This is a genomic window from Paraflavitalea sp. (genome assembly GCF_059502485.1).
The window spans coordinates 364,214-380,388 of the sequence record NZ_JCACET010000008.1; the positions used below are offsets into that span (position 1 = coordinate 364,214).

Genomic DNA, 16,175 nt, shown 5'->3' on the forward strand with positions numbered 1-16,175 from the left:
TTCATTTCGGTAAATTCGCGGCCTTATACCCCGCCTAAAGCGGGGCAGGTAGTATTTTATCATGAGGGAATCGATTCAAATTGCATTGGTAGGCAACCCCAACAGTGGCAAAAGCTCACTGTTCAACGCCCTGACCGGGATGAACCAGAAAGTAGGCAACTTCCCCGGCGTAACGGTAGATAAGAAAGTCGGCAGCTCGGCCATCTCCGATGCCATGACGGCTACCATTATCGACCTGCCCGGCACTTATAGCCTATACCCCCGCCGCGAAGACGAATGGGTGGCTTACCGGGTATTGATGCAGCAGGACAAAGAGGTAGACCCCGAAATGGTGGTGTTGATAGCCGACGCCAGCAATTTGAAACGCAACCTGCTCTTCGCTTCCCAGATCATCGACCTCAAAATACCGGTGGTCATTGGCCTCACCATGATGGACCTGGCCAAGCAAAAGGGTATCAAGATCGATGTGGCCGAACTGGAAAGAGAACTGGGCGTTCCCGTCATTCCCATCAACCCCCGCAAGAACAAAGGCATCCCACAACTGAAAAAAGCGATCGAGCAAACAGCACTGAGCATGTACAAAATGCCGGTGCGCGACTTCATCAATAATGAAGCGCTGGCGCCAACCGCCGTGAAAGAAGTGAAAGAAGTGGTGGCCGACCTGAGCGATTACAAAGCGATCCATTACCTGATCAACCACGAATCGTTTGTCCTCAGCAATGGCTTGCAGGATAAGATCGAATCCATTGAAGTTTCCAATAAATTCAACCATACCAAAACGCAGGCAGAAGAAATCCTGCAGCGTTACCAACGCATCGGTGCTATTCTGAAGCAGTCGGTATCGGAGCCTTCCGTATTGGAGAAAACCCTGTTTACCGAAAAGCTGGACGACATACTGCTGCACCGCACCTGGGGTTATTTGATCCTGCTGGGCGTGCTGTTTCTGTTGTTCCAAAGCGTGTTCTGGCTGGCCTCTTTCCCCATGGATTGGATCGATGGCGGATTTGGCGCGCTTACCGGTTTTCTGAGTAAAAGTCTGCCGGAAGCCTGGTGGAGCGATCTGTTGGTGAATGGTCTGGTGGCCGGCCTGGGTGGCATCGTGATCTTCATTCCGCAGATCATGATCCTGTTTGGCTTGATCACCATACTGGAAGATACCGGCTACATGGCCCGTATTAGCTTCCTCACGGATAAGCTGATGCGCAAGGTAGGCCTCAATGGAAAAAGCGTGATGCCCATGATCAGCGGCTTTGCCTGTGCAGTACCCGCCATCATGAGCGCCCGGAATATCGAGAATAAGAAAGAACGCTTGCTCACCATTTTCGTGACACCGCTGATGAGTTGCAGCGCCCGCCTGCCGGTGTACACCATATTGATCGCGCTCGTAATTCCCAAACAAACCTTCCTGGGCTTCATCGGCCTGCAAGGGTTGGTGATGATGGGATTGTACCTGCTGGGACTGATAATGGCGCTCGTTACTTCCTATGTAGCGAAGTGGTTCATCAAGATAAAAGAGAAAAGCTACTTCATATTGGAGCTGCCCACGTACCGTGCGCCACGCTGGAACAACGTACTGGTAACGATGGTAAGCAAGGCAAAGATCTTTGTAGTAGATGCCGGTAAAGTGATCATTGTGATCAGCCTTATTCTTTGGGCACTGAGTACCTATGGGCCTAAAGAACGGATGGCCGCTGTGCATGAAAAGTATGAACAACTGATTGCACAAAACCCCGATAAGGGTGATGAACTGGAGCGTGAAAAGAATACGGAGTTGCTGGGCAATTCTTATGCGGGCATACTGGGCAAGGGCATCGAACCGGCTATCAAACCGCTTGGTTACGACTGGAAGATCGGCATTGCGCTGATCACTTCTTTTGCAGCCCGCGAGGTGTTTGTAGGCACGATGGCCACTTTGTACAGTGTGGAGGGAGGCGCCGATGCAGAAGAAAGCACCCTTACGGGAAAACTGAATTCCGCCACCTGGCCCGACGGCAGTAAGGTATATACCCTGGCAACAGGGCTTTCACTGATGATCTTTTATGTGTTTGCCATGCAGTGCATGAGCACGCTGGCCATCGTGAAAAGGGAAACCAAAAGCTGGAAATGGCCCCTGCTTCAGCTGATCTATATGACCGGACTGGCCTATGTAATGAGCCTGATCGCCTTCCAACTCTTCAAATAGTATACATTATCGATCTTTTTAACCCATTTGAGCCGCGTCAATAACCGTTCCGGGCAGGCAGGCCAACGCAACAACTTTTCCCATTGGTCGTTTATAGGGATACCTAAATCCCGTACCCATGAAAAAGATAGCCCTTATCTTTTTTGCAACATCCTGTGCATTAATTTCTTATGCACAAACCCCCGCCGCCTTTTTCCATTACGCCGAAGAGTTCTATTTCGTGAAAGAAGTGCCCACTGCCTCGCTGCAGGGTAAAAACTTCCGTTATGAAATAGCCGTAAAAGCCGACCCTACCGACACCATGTCGAAGGTGCGCATCCACGGCATTGGCGTAGGCAAAGGTCAGGACGATTTTATCAACAGCAACTTTACACTTGAAACCAGGGTCGAACAGGAATGGACCATCTACACAGTAGTTGGCACGGTGAGCCCTGAAGCCAAAAGACTCTTTTTCTATGCTTCGGTAAATGGCAATGGCAGTTTCTACTTCGATGACCTCAGCTTTTATATAGAAGAAACACAAGGCAAGTGGCGCCAGCTTACTTTATACAATCCCTCCTTTGAAGAAAAAGAGCGGGACATTTTCGCGGGTTACTATGTCAGCAAGCGGAAGTCGCCCAATGTGCAGACCATGCTCAGCAGAGAGACCGCGAAGACAGGGGAAAAATCATTACTGGTAAAAACAAGAGGCGCGGCACCTATCATCAGTTCTGCCATGCGCGAATAATATTGATCTCTAACGATTATTTCATTCCAAACCCATCAATCAACATGAAAGGAGCCCACGATAGGGCTCCTTTCTCTTTTCCACCATTTAAACCAAAATGAAAGTTATCGTCCGTCCAATTATTTATTAGCTGGTAGCCTGCTCCAGGCGACGACGTAAGTCGGGATACATTCTCTTCATCAGCGTATTCAGGATCTCTTCTTTCGAAGGACCGAAGTTGCTGTTCCTGTTGCGCACCAGCAACCAGTCGTTGTTGTCAAGCGCGCGTGAGTCGCCGGTATAAGTAGCATAACTATCGTCCCAGCTCAGGTTCTGCGTCAGCAGGCCCTGGTCAATGCCTTTGTTGTTTACCAGGTCGTGCACATTGTAATCAAGCGCTCCGTTTACACTGAAGGTGCGACGGGTAATGTGCAGGGTAGCATACACCGTTTTGTAGATGGGCTTGTTGGCCGAGTCTTTACCTACTTCAATGCTGCGCGACACGTTGCGGCTAAATTGATAGGGTACGGATGCATCGGCGTCAACGCTTCTCCATCTTACATCCACAGCCCAGTCGGCATCGATGTTTTCACGGTCTGCATCACGGTCGGTATAAAAACGGGCCGGTACGATAGTGGCATTACGGCCACCCAGTTCACGTACCAATGATTCCTGGTAATCTTCGGGGCGATAGCGGATACCGGTATTACCCCAGGTGGTGAAGAACAGGTTGTCATCCTGAATACGGTTCACGATCACATTCACCACACTTTGTTCATAAGACTGTGCTATCAATTGCTTGGCATCTTTATAGCCATTCACATAGCTGTTGGATCTGCGGAAAGCCTCATTGGCCTGCAAGCTTTGTTCACGGCTGTTGGCAGCCATCAATTGCTCACCCTTGTTATAGAAGTATTCGGCGGCATCTTCACGGATGTCCTGCAGCTCCTGCAAATAACTTTTGGGTTGCACCAGCTTCAGCAAAGCAGGTACTGATTGTGCGTGGGTATACATTTGCTGCAAGGCGTTGTATTCATTGAGCATTTTATCCCAGCGTCTTTCATCGGTGCTGGTTTTATAAACAGCTACCGCCTGTTCGTGGCGTTCTACCGATAAGGCATACAATTCCTTCAGGTCATTCTGTGCCTTGATATTATTGGGGTGCTTTACCAGTTCGTTCACAGCCGCATACAACGGCTTATCTTCTGTAAAAGAAGCCTGGAATTTCTGACTGCCACAAGAAGTTAACAATACGACTACGGCGAGCGATAAAGAGGTTATCAGGTGTTTCATAAATTATATCTCCTTCCCTACTCTGACCAGAAAAGACCTCAAAAGATTGTTAGTGGATTCTTAAAATGAGAAGGCTTTTTCAGGGGTCCGGAAAAGGCTTTTCGGCCCCATTTTTACGAAAAAGCTACGATCCACATTTCCAATGGGTTACAATAGGATGCAGCATAGATGCAGCATATATACAGCACTGACCCAGCATAGATGCAGCTTACTTTATAAGATATGCTGCATCTATCCTTATAAAGAGTTGATATACAAATTATTTTTAGTTGGGTTTATTTTTGATCCCAAGCAAAAACCAGGGCAAGCCATCCGGCTTCCTGACCGCTGTAGAAAGCATGGCTGTTTCAATAATTATTCCGGGGAGACCGCCAACGGAAGGATTGGCAACCCGTTGGACTTAGACTGTCACGCCCAGCTCTATCAATTCCTTTTTGAACTGTTCCGGCGACTGGAAGTGAATGGTATGCAAGCCCACTTCTTTGGCGGGGTGAAGGTTGCGCATGTTGTCGTCGGTATAGATCGCTTTGGCAGGATCGATGTTGAACCGGCTAAGCAATGTTTGATAAATAGGCAGGTAAGGCTTGCGCGTCTTTTCATCGCCCGATACCACGATACCTTCAAACCAGTGGAGAAAATCATAATGCTTCAGCGCAATGGGGAAAGTTTCTGCGCTCCAGTTGGTAAGCGCATATAACCGGTAATCGGTATTATGCTTCAGGTGATGGAGAATATCGACGGTGCCTTGTATGGCGCCGCCCAACATTTCTTCCCAGCGGCCATAATAAGCGCGGATATTGGCTTCATGATCCGGAAACTGCTGTACCAGCAACTCTGTTCCATCTGCCAATGAACGACCGGCATCCTGCTCTTCATTCCAATCGCTGGTAGTGATGTTCTTGAAAAACCAGCGCATGTCTTCTTCCTTATCAAAAATAGTTCTGTAAACATACTCAGGGTTCCAGTCTACCAATACACCACCCAGGTCAAAAACAATTGTATCTATCCGGCTCATGCTCATTTGAAATTGTGCAACGAAAATAATTGATTTACAGTAGCAGCAAAAAAGGCCCGCTGTTATATTATTGTTGAAGTGATCAATAGTTTATACGCCCACTTTATTGCTGCGCCGCTCCATCATCACCGTCGTTCTCCATATGCCATCGAGCTGTGCGATGCGCTCGCGGTAACCAATGTACCGGAAACCGCATTGTTCATGCAGGTGCACACTGGCCCTGTTCTCTTCATGGATCACACTGAGCAGCGACCAGATATTGTTTTGTTCGCTCTCCTCCACCAATGCCTGTAGCAGGATGCGGCCAATGCCTTTGCGCTGGTGGGCCTGGGCCACATACACGCTTACTTCTGCCACGCCGTGATAGCAATCGCGCGAGGAAACGGGTGAGAGGGCCGCCCAGCCTGTGATCTCTTCGCCTTCTTTGGCAACAATACGTGAGTGGGGCAGGTACTTGGCGTTGAAAACAGGCCATTCGGGAACAACGGTTTCGAAGGTGGCCATCCCGGAAAGGATGCCCTGGCGATAAATATCCAGCAGAACGGGTGCCTGGTCGGCCAGCATGGGTTCAATCGTGATCATACCCGAAATTAAAAATCCGGGCACAAATAAATGTGACCGGTCAGATATTTAGCACTGAAATGATATTCCGTAAGATTTACAAGTGATTACGCGTGAAGGGAAACTGCAGGAAATACGATATAAGCAAGGATTTTCGCTGATTTTAAAGAAAAGTTAACATGGAAATCTTTTATAGACTATATTCGCGGGGCCTTTTTAAAAGAAAAAAGGTCCACTGTAGAAACAGCTGACCTCTAACGATTGCTTGCCATATGAAAAAAGGTAATAAAATCTATCTCTATTTGTACGGGTGAACGTATTTTTGCTTCTGTTTCACCCCGGCCTCTAACTCACTTGCCAGCGATACTCAAAACCTCATCTTGTCTTTGCTGAAACAAAAATAAGATGAGGTTTCACTTAATTCAAAACATCTTATGAGGGATTTGATTATGCCAAAGGGGTGACACAAGCACAAAACCCTTTCTGGTACTGTGTTTCAGGAAAATTTCATAATGATGGCCAACAGATTAACAGATACCTTATTCCAGTTAGTTCACTCTTTAGAAAAGTCGGAGAAAAGACATTTTAAACTCTATATAAAAAGAAGCTCAGGCAACGAAGACCTGAAAATCATACAGTTATTTGATGCGTTGGATAAGTTGAATGAATATGATGAAAAACTGTTATTGAAAAAGCTTCCTTCCATTCAGAAACCGCAACTCAATAATCTCAAGACGCATCTTTACAAACAGTTGTTAGCGAGTTTGCGCTTATTGAAGACCGCTGAGAATGTAGATCTCCAACTGACAGAGCAACTGGACTATGCACGTATACTATACACGAAGGGATTAAAGATCCAGGCGTTGAAGATATTAGAGCGCGTGAAAGAAATTGCCCGCTCCAACCAGAAGTTCAACTTCCTGGCACAGGTGATCTCATTGGAGAAAAAGATCGAGACGCTTCACATCACGCGCAGCTCGCAGGAGAAAACAGATGAACTGGTACAGGAATCCTTAGAGATCAGTGGACATATAGACCGCGTAACACGCCTTTCCAATCTGGCGCTGAAGCTATACCGTTGGTATATCAAGAACGGTCACGTGCGCAATGAAAAAGATGAAGCCGGCATCAGGGAGTTCTTCATCCAAAACCTCCCGCCCAATGATGAGATTACGGGCTTCTACGAAAAGCTATACCTCTATCAGAGTTATTGCTGGTATGCCTTCGTGCGGCAGGACTTCTTAATGTATTACCGCTACAGTCAGAAGTGGATCGACCTGTTTGATGCCGATCCGTTCATGATCACGGTAGAGACCGGTCACTACATCAAGGGTATGCACAACCTGCTCAATTCACATTTCGACTTGCGCAACTTCGAGAAGTTCGAGATCACGCTGAATAAGTTTGAGGAGTATGCCAGGACACCTGTGGCCAATATCCACGACAATTTCAGAACGCACACTTCCATTTATATCAACAGTGCCAAGTTGAACTGGCACCTCATGCGTGGCACTTTCAAAGAAGGATTGACAGAAGTGCCGCAGATTGAAAAAGACCTCGAAGAATATTCCCTGTATGTGGATTATCACCGCATCATGGTGTTCACTTATAAAATATCGACGCTCTACTTCGGCAGCGGCGATTATAATAAGTCGATAGACTACGTACAGAAGATCATCAACGGCAGCACGGAGATCCGCAGCGACTTGCAGTGTTATGCACGCCTGCTGCACCTGCTGGCGCATTATGAGTTGGGCAACTTCGAACTGATGGAGTCGCTCACGAAATCGGTATACCGCTTCATGGCCAAAATGGAGAACCTGACAGTGGTGGAAGAAGAGATGTTCCGCTTCCTGCGTCATTCCTTTGGCTTATCGCCCCGCCAGCTGAAGCCAGAGCTGGAGAAGTTCCTCGAAAAGATCAGGCACCTGGAGAAAGACCGTTACGAAACGCGGGCCTTTGCCTACCTCGATATCATTTCCTGGGTGGAAAGCAAGGTATCGGGCAAGCCTATGAGCGAAGTTATCTACAATAAATATCTGAAGCGTCGCAGGCGCAACTACCCGGAACTGGAAGAGGTACAAAAGCAATCGGCGTAACAGACATTTATATTATATTTTTCGCAAACGCTCTACAGCCTGCTCAAGGGTTGTTTCTTTCTTGGCAAAGCAGAACCGGATTACTTTATTGTCTTTTCCCGATTGGTAGAATGCCGACACGGGAATGGTGGCAATGCCATATTCTTTGGTGATGCGGATAGCAAATTCTTTATCGCCTTCGTCACTAATGCGGTCGTATTTGTAGCACTGGAAGTAACTGCCGTAGCTGGCCAGCGGCGTAAAGCGTGTGTCCTTCATCAGCTCACTGAAGAAATCACGTTTCTGCTGCATCTCCGGCGACAGCTGCAGGTAAGACTCCTTATTCTTCAAGAAGCTCGCCAGCGCCACCTGTGAGGGAGTATGGCAGCTGAAGCAATTGAACTGATGTACTTTCCTGAACTCTTTGGTAAATGCGGCAGGCGCCACACAGTAGCCCAGTTTCCAGCCGGTGCAATGGTACACTTTCCCAAATGAGAAACACACAAAGCTGCGCTGCAGCAGGTCGGGGTAGCGCAACATGCTCTGGTGGGGTATCTGATCAAAGATCAGGTGTTCATATACTTCATCGGAAAGGATCAGTATGTTGGTATCCTTCACCACAGCACGCAACTGCTCGATATCATCTTCCCGCAACACGGCCCCGGTGGGGTTGTGTGGCGTATTGAGCATGATCATGCGCGTACGCGGTGTTATTTTGCTTCGCACTTCATTCCAGTCGATGCGGTAATCAGGAAATTTCAGGTCGATCAACACAGGTACGGCCCCGTTCACCGTGATGTTTGGAATATAGCTGTCATAAGCCGGTTCAAATACGATTACCTCATCGCCGGGTTGCAACACGGTGGTCAATGCTGTATAAATAGCATACGTGCCACCGGGTGTAATAGTGATCTCTGTATCGGGGTTGACTTTTGTGTTGTACAGGAACTGTATTTTCTCAGCAATGGATTCCCGCAACGGCATCCAGCCGGGCATGGGGGCATACTGGTTAAATCCTTCCTGCATTGCTTTATCTACCAACGCGGTCAGGGCTTCCGGCATGGGGTAATCGGGAAACCCTTGTCCGAGGTTAACGGCTTTGTGTTCGGTGGCCAGGGCACTCATGACGGTAAAGATGGTAGTGCCTACATCGGGTAACTTGGATTCGATCTGAAACTGTGACAATGTGAAAATTTGAAAATGAAAATGCTATTTATACTCCGGGACCAGCTGCTCAGCCATTGATAACAGCAGTAGCTTCTATCTCTATTAAATAATCCGGCTCTATCAATCCTTTTATTTCTATCATGGAAGTGCAGGGCTTGATGGTACTGAAATATTCCCCGTGGGCTTTTCCATATTCTTCCCAGCGGCTGATGTCGGTGACAAACATACGGGTGCGCACCACATCTTTCAGGCTGGCGCCCGCTTGTTGCAATACCTTTTCAATTTTACCAATGATAAAGTGGGTTTGTGCATAGGCGTCGCCCTTCCCTACCAGCTGGCTGTTTTCATCAACGGCTACGGTGCCTGTTACTTCCACCACATTGCCGACCTTGACGGCCCGGCTATATCCTACAATGTCTTCCCACTTGGCGCCGGAAGAAATATTAATACGATTGGACATGGCTATAATTTTTTGAATTACTTAATTTCTATAAGCTCCGGTTTGATGAGGCCTTCGCCATTGAACCGCAGATATACCTGGGCCACGGTGACCACATCTTTCTGGCAATAGGCAGCAATGCGTTCGAGGTTATTTTGTTTCCAGTACACCTCTCCTACCATCTTACCATCGATATCATCTTTGGGCGTAGGGATACCAAGGGTATGGGCCAGCAAATTAAGGGATGTAAAGCTTTTATAATCTCCAAACTTCCACATTTCCATGGTGTCGAGGTGGGCTATTTCCCAGGGCTTCTTTCCGCTGATATGCAACACGGGAGGAATGGGAACACTGTTGATGATGAGGCGGCGGCACAGGTAGGGGAAGTCGAATTCTTTGCCGTTGTGGGCGCAGAGGTATTTATGATTGTCGGTGGCCCAGCGGCGCAGCATTTCAGTGAATTGCTGCAGCAGCTCTTTTTCGTCGTGCCCGTAGAAAGACTTCAATACAAGCTTCTTGGACTCGCCGTTGCCATATATAAAGCCACAGCTGATGCAAATGATCTTGCCAAACTCGGCGTAGATAGCGGCGCGGTTGTACACGCTTTCAACGGTCTCTTCGTCCTTATTACGTATCAGGTAGTTTGCCTTCAGGCCCCACAGCTCTTTCCATTCTTCAGGTACTTCTTCATACGTAGGGTATTGGGAAACCGTCTCGATGTCGAGGAAGAGAATATTATTCAAGGCTGTGAGCATAAGCAGCAAATAAGGGCAAAAGGTAAGAAACTTACCGGTATGACACAGCCTTATATTTTGGAGCTAATTACAGGAACTTGTCGCCTTTGTTTCTCTTCACTTCGGCTACATACTCTTTGATCTCCTGCTCTTTATCTTTTTTACAGATCAGCAGTACATCTTTGGTATCTACCACGATGAAGTCTTCCAGGCCCTGCAACAGTACCAGGCGTTCGTTCTTGGCATGCACCATATTATTATGGGCATCGAATACCATCACCTGGTCGCCGGCTACCGCATTGCCGAGGTAATCTTTTTCCAGGTTCTCGTAGGCGCTGTTCCAGGTACCCAGATCACTCCAACCAAAGGAAGAAGGAATGAGGTACACGTTGTCGGCCTTTTCCATGATACCGTTATCGATAGAGATATTGGTGCAGAGCGGATAGATGCTGTTAAGTGCGGATATCTCCTGGGGGGTATTGAACTTATCTTTTTCGGCAGCAAACACTTCAAACATCTCGGGCAGGTATTTTTCAAATGCCGCCAGGATGTTCTTTACCTGCCACACGAAGATGCCTGCATTCCACAGGAACTCACCGGTGGCCAGAAAGGTCTTGGCGAGTTCAAGCCTGGGCTTCTCTGTAAAAGTCTTCACTTTATATACATTATCCGACACGGCATGCTGCTCGTATTGGATATAGCCATACCCGGTATTGGGATATGTAGGCTTAATGCCCAGCGTGATAAAGGCGTTGTGTTTATTGACAAAGCTCAGAGCTTCAAGACATACTTTAGTGAAAGCCACAGGGTCGAGGATCAGGTGATCCGACGGCGCTACGATCAGCGAAGCCTGCGGATCGAGCTGCTGCAGCTTGAAAGAGATATAAGCAATGCAAGGTGCTGTATTTTTCCGGGAAGGCTCGCCCAGAATATTCTGCAGCGGCATCTCGGGCAACTGATGCTTTACTATATTGATATACTCGTTGGAAGTAACGACGAAGATATTTTCTTTGGGAATAAAGGACGCGAATCGCTCATAGGTAGACTGGATAAGCGTTTTGCCAATATTCAGGATGTCCAGGAATTGCTTGGGATAATTGGTACGGCTCATGGGCCAGAAGCGGCTGCCGATACCTCCTGCCATAATTGCTACGTAATGATGCTTATTGCCTATCGCAGGATTTTGTGATTTTGTCATAGTTCAAATCTAAATGAGTCCTTCTCTTACGAGATCATGCAAATGAATAATGCCAAGATAGGTGGAACCTGTTGTTACCGCCAGCTGGGTAATATCATATTGACGCAAGAGGTCCAACGCTTCTACTGCCAATGCATCTGCATCGACCGTTTTAGGATTCTTCGTCATTATGTCTGCTGCTTTAATTTCTTCCAACTGCAGGGTTATGCTCTTCTCCAACATGCGGCGCAGGTCACCGTCCGTAATAACGCCAAGTAGTTGATTATTCGTATCTACAACAGCTGTAGCACCTAATCTTTTTTTAGATATCTCTACAATGACTTCCTTCAGCGTGGCAGTCGTCAGCACTTTGGGGCATTCATTGTTTACATACAGATCGGAAACATGCAGGTATAACTTTTTTCCCAGCGTGCCGCCAGGATGAAAGCGGGCAAAGTCATCTGAGCCAAATCCCTTCAGCTCCATCAGCACCACGGCGAGGGCATCGCCCATCACCAATTGTGCTGTTGTGCTGGAAGTAGGCGCCAGGTTATTGGGGCAGGCTTCCTGTGATACGGTTGTATTCAATATCATATCAGCCTGTTTGGCCAGATAAGCTTCGGTGTTGCCCACCATCGCGATGAGCGTATTACCAAAATTCCTCACCAGGGGTACCAACACTTTGATCTCGGGGCTCTCACCACTTTTGCTGATGATGAGCACAACATCTTCCTGTTGGATCATGCCCAGGTCGCCATGGATAGCATCGGCAGCATGTAAAAAAATGGCCGGCGTGCCGGTAGAGTTGAGGGTGGCCACGATCTTCTGGGCAATAATGGCGCTTTTGCCAATGCCGCTTACCACCAGCCGCCCCCGTGTGTCCATAATAGCCCGGACAGCGCGCTCAAAATCATCATTGATCATAGGCTTCAAAGAGGCTACCGCCTCGGCCTCCTGGGTGATGGTCCTGATCGCAACTGACTTAATATCAATGGTAGATGCTACAGACATAATTTATAAATGACAAACCTACTTGAAAATTGTTGGCCCACAAAAACAGCACGTTACCGGGTAGGGTTTGAGCCCATAACGGGTATACCGTCCGCTTTGGTGGATAAACCGCTTAACAAACCGTTTGTAAAACGATTAAAATTCAGTAATTTATGTGATTTACAAGGGAATAGGTGCAAAAAATCAGCGCTTATCAATTATATCATATTTGTTAAAGCGGGCGTTATTGATTGGCGAACGGCCAAAAAGGGTTAAATTCGCCACCCTTTAAAACGAATCTGATCCATTAAGCAGGAACAGTAATCTAACCAACGCTAACCACCGATCTGACGACCTGGCCAAACATGAGATGCTACTTTGACGTTATTCGTTTATAACGGGTATGTCCGGCGCAGTCGAAGTGCCGCTATTTTGAAACGTTACAACCTTTTATCTTATGGAGATTTATGTCACAAAACGTGTGAAGGAAATTATTTGAGCATGGGAACAACAACCAAGAAAACGGCAACTAAGACAGAAAAGGCCTCTAAAAGTAGCACCGCTGCTAAGAAAAGCGGATCTGCCAAATCTAATGGCACTATAACCAGTTCTTACCTGCACGAAGCGTTACAGGAGCATTTTGGCTTCAACGCTTTCAAGGGCAACCAGGAAGCTATTATCAAAAGCTTACTCAGCGGAAAGGATACATTCGTTATCAAACCTACAGGCGGCGGCAAAAGTCTTTGTTATCAACTGCCCGCCATGATCAGCGAAGGTGTGGCCCTCATCGTAAGCCCCCTCATCGCTTTGATGAAAAACCAGGTAGACCTGGTACGCGGCTACAGCAGCAAAGATGATGTAGCACACTTTCTCAACTCTACATTAAGCAAGAAAGAAATACGGGAAGTACAGGATGACCTCACGAGTGGGCGTACAAAGATGTTGTACGTGGCGCCTGAAACGCTCACCAAGCAGGAAAACCTCGAATTCTTTGCCGAACTTAAAATATCTTTTTTCGCCGTTGATGAGGCGCACTGTATTTCAGAATGGGGACATGACTTCCGCCCGGAATACCGGAGGCTGCGGGAGATGATGACGCAGATCAACCCTGATGTACCAGTGATCGCTCTTACGGCTACGGCTACACCCAAGGTACAGAGTGATATTATCCAGAACCTGCACCTGAATGATCCGGCCATCTTCATCTCTTCTTTCAACCGGCCGAATCTGTACTACGAGATCCAGCCAAAGATCAAGAAGGATCAAACGATCAAGAACATTGTGCGCTTTATCGTTCAGATGAAAGGTAAAAGCGGCATCATTTATACGCTGAACCGTAAAACAACGGAAGAGCTGGCCGACATGCTGATGGCCAACGGCATCAAAGCGGTGGCTTATCACGCCGGGCTCGACAGCAAGTTGCGCGCCGAGCGGCAGGACCTGTTCCTCACCGAGGAAGTGCAGGTGATTGTTGCTACCATCGCCTTTGGTATGGGTATCGACAAACCAGATATCCGGTTTGTGATCCACTACAATATTCCCAAGAGTATTGAAAACTACTACCAGGAGACTGGCCGTGCAGGTCGTGATGGCCTGGAAGGCAAGTGTATCCTGTATTATTCTCATAAAGACGTGGCGAAGCTGGAGCACCTCATGCGCGATAAGCCGTTGAGCGAACGTGAAGTGGGCGCCCAGCTGATCAACGAAACGGTAGCTTATGCGGAGAGTGGTGTGTGCCGTCGTAAAGTGTTGATGAGCTATTTCGGAGAAGAGTATACGGATAAGAATTGCGGCGAGTGCGACAACTGTCTGCATCCGAAAGAAGAAGTAGAAGCGAAGGAAAATGCCGTGAAAGTGCTGAAGACTGTGAAAGCGCTGGATGAGCGTTTTGCTACAGACTATACGGTAAATATTATTATAGGTCGTCTGACCCCCAACATCAGCATGTTCCGCCACGAAGGCATTGCAGAGTTTGGTATTGGTAAAGATGAGCCCGATCATTATTGGAGCACGCTGATCCGTCAGTTGTTGCTGGCTGGATACCTCAGCAAGGAGATCGAAGATTATGGTGTGCTGAAGATCACCAAGGCTGGTGAAGCGTTTGCCAAAAAGCCAAAGTCGTTCAAGATCATCCTCAACAACCTGTACGAAGAGGCCAATGCGGATGATGATGAAGGTGCAGAAGGCCCGACTGGTACAGCTGCCACCGACGAGAAGCTGTTTGAGATGTTGAAAGAGCTGCGTCAGAAGGAAGCCAAGAAGAAAGCGCTGCCTCCTTTCGTGATCTTTCTCGAAACTTCACTGCAGGACATGGCTACCTTATACCCTACCAACCTCCAGGAGCTGGAAAAGTGTTCTGGCGTGAGCAAGGGTAAGGCCATTCGTTATGGAAAGCCTTTTATAGAGATGGTGGCCAAGTATGTAGAAGATAACAATATCGAGCGCCCGGATGACTTCGTGATGAAGAGTGTGGTGAACAAGAGTGGCAATAAGGTATATATTATACAGCAGACCGATAAAAAGATACCGCTGGAAACTATCGCCAAGAATAAAAGCTGGCGGATGGACGAGATGCTGGAAGAAATGGAGACCATCGCCGCCAGTGGTACCAAGCTCAACCTGGATTACGCCATCGATGAAATGCTGGATGAGCACGAACAGGAAGAGATACTTGAGTATTTCAAAGGCTGCGAGACTTCTTCCTTGCAGGTAGCTGCTGAAGAATTGAGTGATGGCAACTACACCTGGGAGCAGTTGAAGATCATGCGCATCAAGTTCCTGGCGCAGTATGGCATGTAATTTCTAATCTTATTTATATAATTAAGTTGTAGCATTGCGCTGCAACTTTTTTTATTTTATGCATCCACATATCGACAAGCTAAAAGCTGCCATTAGTCCGGCCCGCCAGCAAATTGTAGAGCATCCTTTATACAATACCATCACTACGCTGGACGACCTCCGCATTTTCACCCAATACCATGTATTTGCTGTGTGGGATTTTATGAGCCTGCTGAAAGGTTTGCAACAACAGCTCACCTGTGTTAAATATCCCTGGGTGCCGGTAGGTAGTGCCAATACCCGCTACCTGATCAATGAAATTGTGATCGGCGAGGAAAGTGATGTGGATGAGCAGGGCAACCGGTGCAGTCATTATGAATTGTATTGTCGAGCCATGGAACAGCTGGGTGCTCCTACCCTTGGCATACAGCAATTGTTGAGTTTACTGCAGGATGGCATGAAAGTGCAAGCTGCACTGCAGCAGCTGCAGTTACCCCCGGCTGTACAGCAGTTTGTGCGGTTTACTTTCGATACGTTGGACCAGCAGGATGTAGCCGCCGTTGCCGCCGTATTCACCTTCGGACGGGAAGACCTGATCCCGGATATGTTTTATGGACTGGTGAAGGATCTGGAGCAGAAGTTCCCCGGCCAGCTTTCGATTTTCAAGTACTACCTGGAGCGTCATATCGAGGTGGATGGGGACCATCACAGTATGCTGGCGATGGAAATGGTGCAGGAGTTGTGTGGGGAAGATGAGACCGCCTGGGAGCAGGCTACTGCGGCTGCTTTACAGGCGTTGAAACTGAGGAAGTTATTGTGGGATGGCGCATTGGAACAAATTCTGATAAATAAACAGGCTAAAATCAATAATTAATTTTTTGATTTCCATGGATTTGCTATTTTTGCAACCCCTAATCAAGGTTACGGATTTCGGTCCTGAACCAGGAAAAGGGAAGCAGGAGGTGCGGTAGCTCAGTCGGTAGAGCAAAGGACTGAAAATCCTTGTGTCGGCGGTTCGATCCCGCCCCACACCACGAACAGAATGAAGCGATTAT

General features: G+C 47.7%; 13 protein-coding genes and 1 tRNA gene. 6 read left to right on the forward strand and 8 right to left on the reverse strand.

What is annotated here, in order from left to right; translation table 11 throughout:
- Nucleotides 1-61: 61 nt before the first annotated feature.
- Nucleotides 62-2,182 carry a ferrous iron transport protein B gene (feoB, locus tag AC5JBY_RS04200; RefSeq protein WP_495903304.1) on the forward strand — a complete coding sequence of 707 codons (2,121 nt, stop codon included), beginning with the start codon at nt 62-64 and terminating at the stop codon, nt 2,180-2,182.
- Nucleotides 2,183-2,300: 118 nt separating this feature from the next.
- Nucleotides 2,301-2,909 carry a hypothetical protein gene (locus AC5JBY_RS04205; protein WP_495903305.1) on the forward strand — a complete coding sequence of 203 codons (609 nt, stop codon included), beginning with the start codon at nt 2,301-2,303 and terminating at the stop codon, nt 2,907-2,909.
- 126 nt (nt 2,910-3,035) lie between these two features.
- Here the strand turns inward: AC5JBY_RS04205 and AC5JBY_RS04210 are convergent, their stop codons facing one another.
- The 3 genes from AC5JBY_RS04210 to AC5JBY_RS04220 all read right to left on the reverse strand — a co-directional run bounded on the left by AC5JBY_RS04210 (nt 3,036) and on the right by AC5JBY_RS04220 (nt 5,778).
- On the reverse strand, nt 3,036-4,181 hold the full coding sequence (locus AC5JBY_RS04210; RefSeq protein WP_495903306.1) for a hypothetical protein: 1,146 nt from the start codon (nt 4,179-4,181) through the stop codon (nt 3,036-3,038).
- A 400-nt stretch (nt 4,182-4,581) separates the two neighbouring features.
- Nucleotides 4,582-5,196, reverse strand: coding sequence for an HAD family hydrolase (locus AC5JBY_RS04215; protein WP_495903307.1), 615 nt, complete (start codon nt 5,194-5,196; stop codon nt 4,582-4,584).
- 90 nt (nt 5,197-5,286) lie between these two features.
- A complete protein-coding gene (locus AC5JBY_RS04220; RefSeq protein ID WP_495903308.1) occupies nt 5,287-5,778 on the reverse strand; it encodes a GNAT family N-acetyltransferase in 492 nt (163 codons plus the stop codon).
- Between the two features lie 494 nt (nt 5,779-6,272).
- Here AC5JBY_RS04220 and AC5JBY_RS04225 point away from each other — a divergent pair, with 494 nt between their 5' ends.
- Nucleotides 6,273-7,856: a hypothetical protein gene (locus AC5JBY_RS04225; protein ID WP_495903309.1), complete on the forward strand. Its 1,584-nt coding sequence runs from the start codon at nt 6,273-6,275 to the stop codon at nt 7,854-7,856.
- Nucleotides 7,857-7,868: 12 nt separating this feature from the next.
- Here the strand turns inward: AC5JBY_RS04225 and AC5JBY_RS04230 are convergent, their stop codons facing one another.
- The 5 genes from AC5JBY_RS04230 to AC5JBY_RS04250 all read right to left on the reverse strand — a co-directional run bounded on the left by AC5JBY_RS04230 (nt 7,869) and on the right by AC5JBY_RS04250 (nt 12,363).
- Nucleotides 7,869-9,020, reverse strand: coding sequence for a methionine aminotransferase (locus AC5JBY_RS04230; RefSeq protein ID WP_495903310.1), 1,152 nt, complete (start codon nt 9,018-9,020; stop codon nt 7,869-7,871).
- 49 nt (nt 9,021-9,069) lie between these two features.
- Complete coding sequence (locus AC5JBY_RS04235; protein WP_495903311.1) at nt 9,070-9,462, reverse strand: RidA family protein; 393 nt, start codon at nt 9,460-9,462, stop codon at nt 9,070-9,072.
- Nucleotides 9,463-9,479: 17 nt separating this feature from the next.
- Nucleotides 9,480-10,196 (reverse strand): 3'-5' exonuclease, encoded by a 717-nt coding sequence (locus AC5JBY_RS04240; protein ID WP_495903312.1) that lies wholly within the window; start codon nt 10,194-10,196, stop codon nt 9,480-9,482.
- 67 nt (nt 10,197-10,263) lie between these two features.
- Nucleotides 10,264-11,373, reverse strand: a complete 1,110-nt coding sequence (locus AC5JBY_RS04245) for a mannose-1-phosphate guanylyltransferase (protein WP_495903313.1) — start codon at nt 11,371-11,373, stop codon at nt 10,264-10,266.
- 9 nt (nt 11,374-11,382) lie between these two features.
- Complete coding sequence (locus tag AC5JBY_RS04250; RefSeq protein ID WP_495903314.1) at nt 11,383-12,363, reverse strand: KpsF/GutQ family sugar-phosphate isomerase; 981 nt, start codon at nt 12,361-12,363, stop codon at nt 11,383-11,385.
- Nucleotides 12,364-12,843: 480 nt separating this feature from the next.
- Here AC5JBY_RS04250 and recQ point away from each other — a divergent pair, with 480 nt between their 5' ends.
- The 3 genes from recQ to AC5JBY_RS04265 all read left to right on the forward strand — a co-directional run bounded on the left by recQ (nt 12,844) and on the right by AC5JBY_RS04265 (nt 16,154).
- Nucleotides 12,844-15,141 carry a DNA helicase RecQ gene (recQ, locus tag AC5JBY_RS04255; RefSeq protein WP_495903315.1) on the forward strand — a complete coding sequence of 766 codons (2,298 nt, stop codon included), beginning with the start codon at nt 12,844-12,846 and terminating at the stop codon, nt 15,139-15,141.
- 58 nt (nt 15,142-15,199) lie between these two features.
- The gene (locus tag AC5JBY_RS04260) at nt 15,200-15,994 is read left to right on the forward strand and encodes a DUF3050 domain-containing protein (protein WP_495903316.1); all 795 of its coding nucleotides are present in this window, start codon (nt 15,200-15,202) and stop codon (nt 15,992-15,994) included.
- A gap of 87 nt (nt 15,995-16,081) precedes the next feature.
- Nucleotides 16,082-16,154: transfer RNA gene (locus AC5JBY_RS04265), tRNA-Phe, on the forward strand.
- Nucleotides 16,155-16,175 lie beyond the last annotated feature (21 nt).

What these genes read in the sequence shown, in the direction of transcription:
- recQ (WP_495903315.1), top strand. Translation starts at nt 12,844, where the DNA reads ATGGGAACAACAACCAAGAAAACGGCAACTAAGACAGAAAAGGCCTCT.
- AC5JBY_RS04250 (WP_495903314.1), bottom strand. Translation starts at nt 12,363, where the DNA reads ATGTCTGTAGCATCTACCATTGATATTAAGTCAGTTGCGATCAGGACC.
- AC5JBY_RS04260 (WP_495903316.1), top strand. Translation starts at nt 15,200, where the DNA reads ATGCATCCACATATCGACAAGCTAAAAGCTGCCATTAGTCCGGCCCGC.
- feoB (WP_495903304.1), top strand. Translation starts at nt 62, where the DNA reads ATGAGGGAATCGATTCAAATTGCATTGGTAGGCAACCCCAACAGTGGC.
- AC5JBY_RS04220 (WP_495903308.1), bottom strand. Translation starts at nt 5,778, where the DNA reads ATGATCACGATTGAACCCATGCTGGCCGACCAGGCACCCGTTCTGCTG.
- AC5JBY_RS04240 (WP_495903312.1), bottom strand. Translation starts at nt 10,196, where the DNA reads ATGCTCACAGCCTTGAATAATATTCTCTTCCTCGACATCGAGACGGTT.
- AC5JBY_RS04245 (WP_495903313.1), bottom strand. Translation starts at nt 11,373, where the DNA reads ATGACAAAATCACAAAATCCTGCGATAGGCAATAAGCATCATTACGTA.
- AC5JBY_RS04210 (WP_495903306.1), bottom strand. Translation starts at nt 4,181, where the DNA reads ATGAAACACCTGATAACCTCTTTATCGCTCGCCGTAGTCGTATTGTTA.
- AC5JBY_RS04225 (WP_495903309.1), top strand. Translation starts at nt 6,273, where the DNA reads ATGGCCAACAGATTAACAGATACCTTATTCCAGTTAGTTCACTCTTTA.
- AC5JBY_RS04215 (WP_495903307.1), bottom strand. Translation starts at nt 5,196, where the DNA reads ATGAGCCGGATAGATACAATTGTTTTTGACCTGGGTGGTGTATTGGTA.
- AC5JBY_RS04235 (WP_495903311.1), bottom strand. Translation starts at nt 9,462, where the DNA reads ATGTCCAATCGTATTAATATTTCTTCCGGCGCCAAGTGGGAAGACATT.
- AC5JBY_RS04205 (WP_495903305.1), top strand. Translation starts at nt 2,301, where the DNA reads ATGAAAAAGATAGCCCTTATCTTTTTTGCAACATCCTGTGCATTAATT.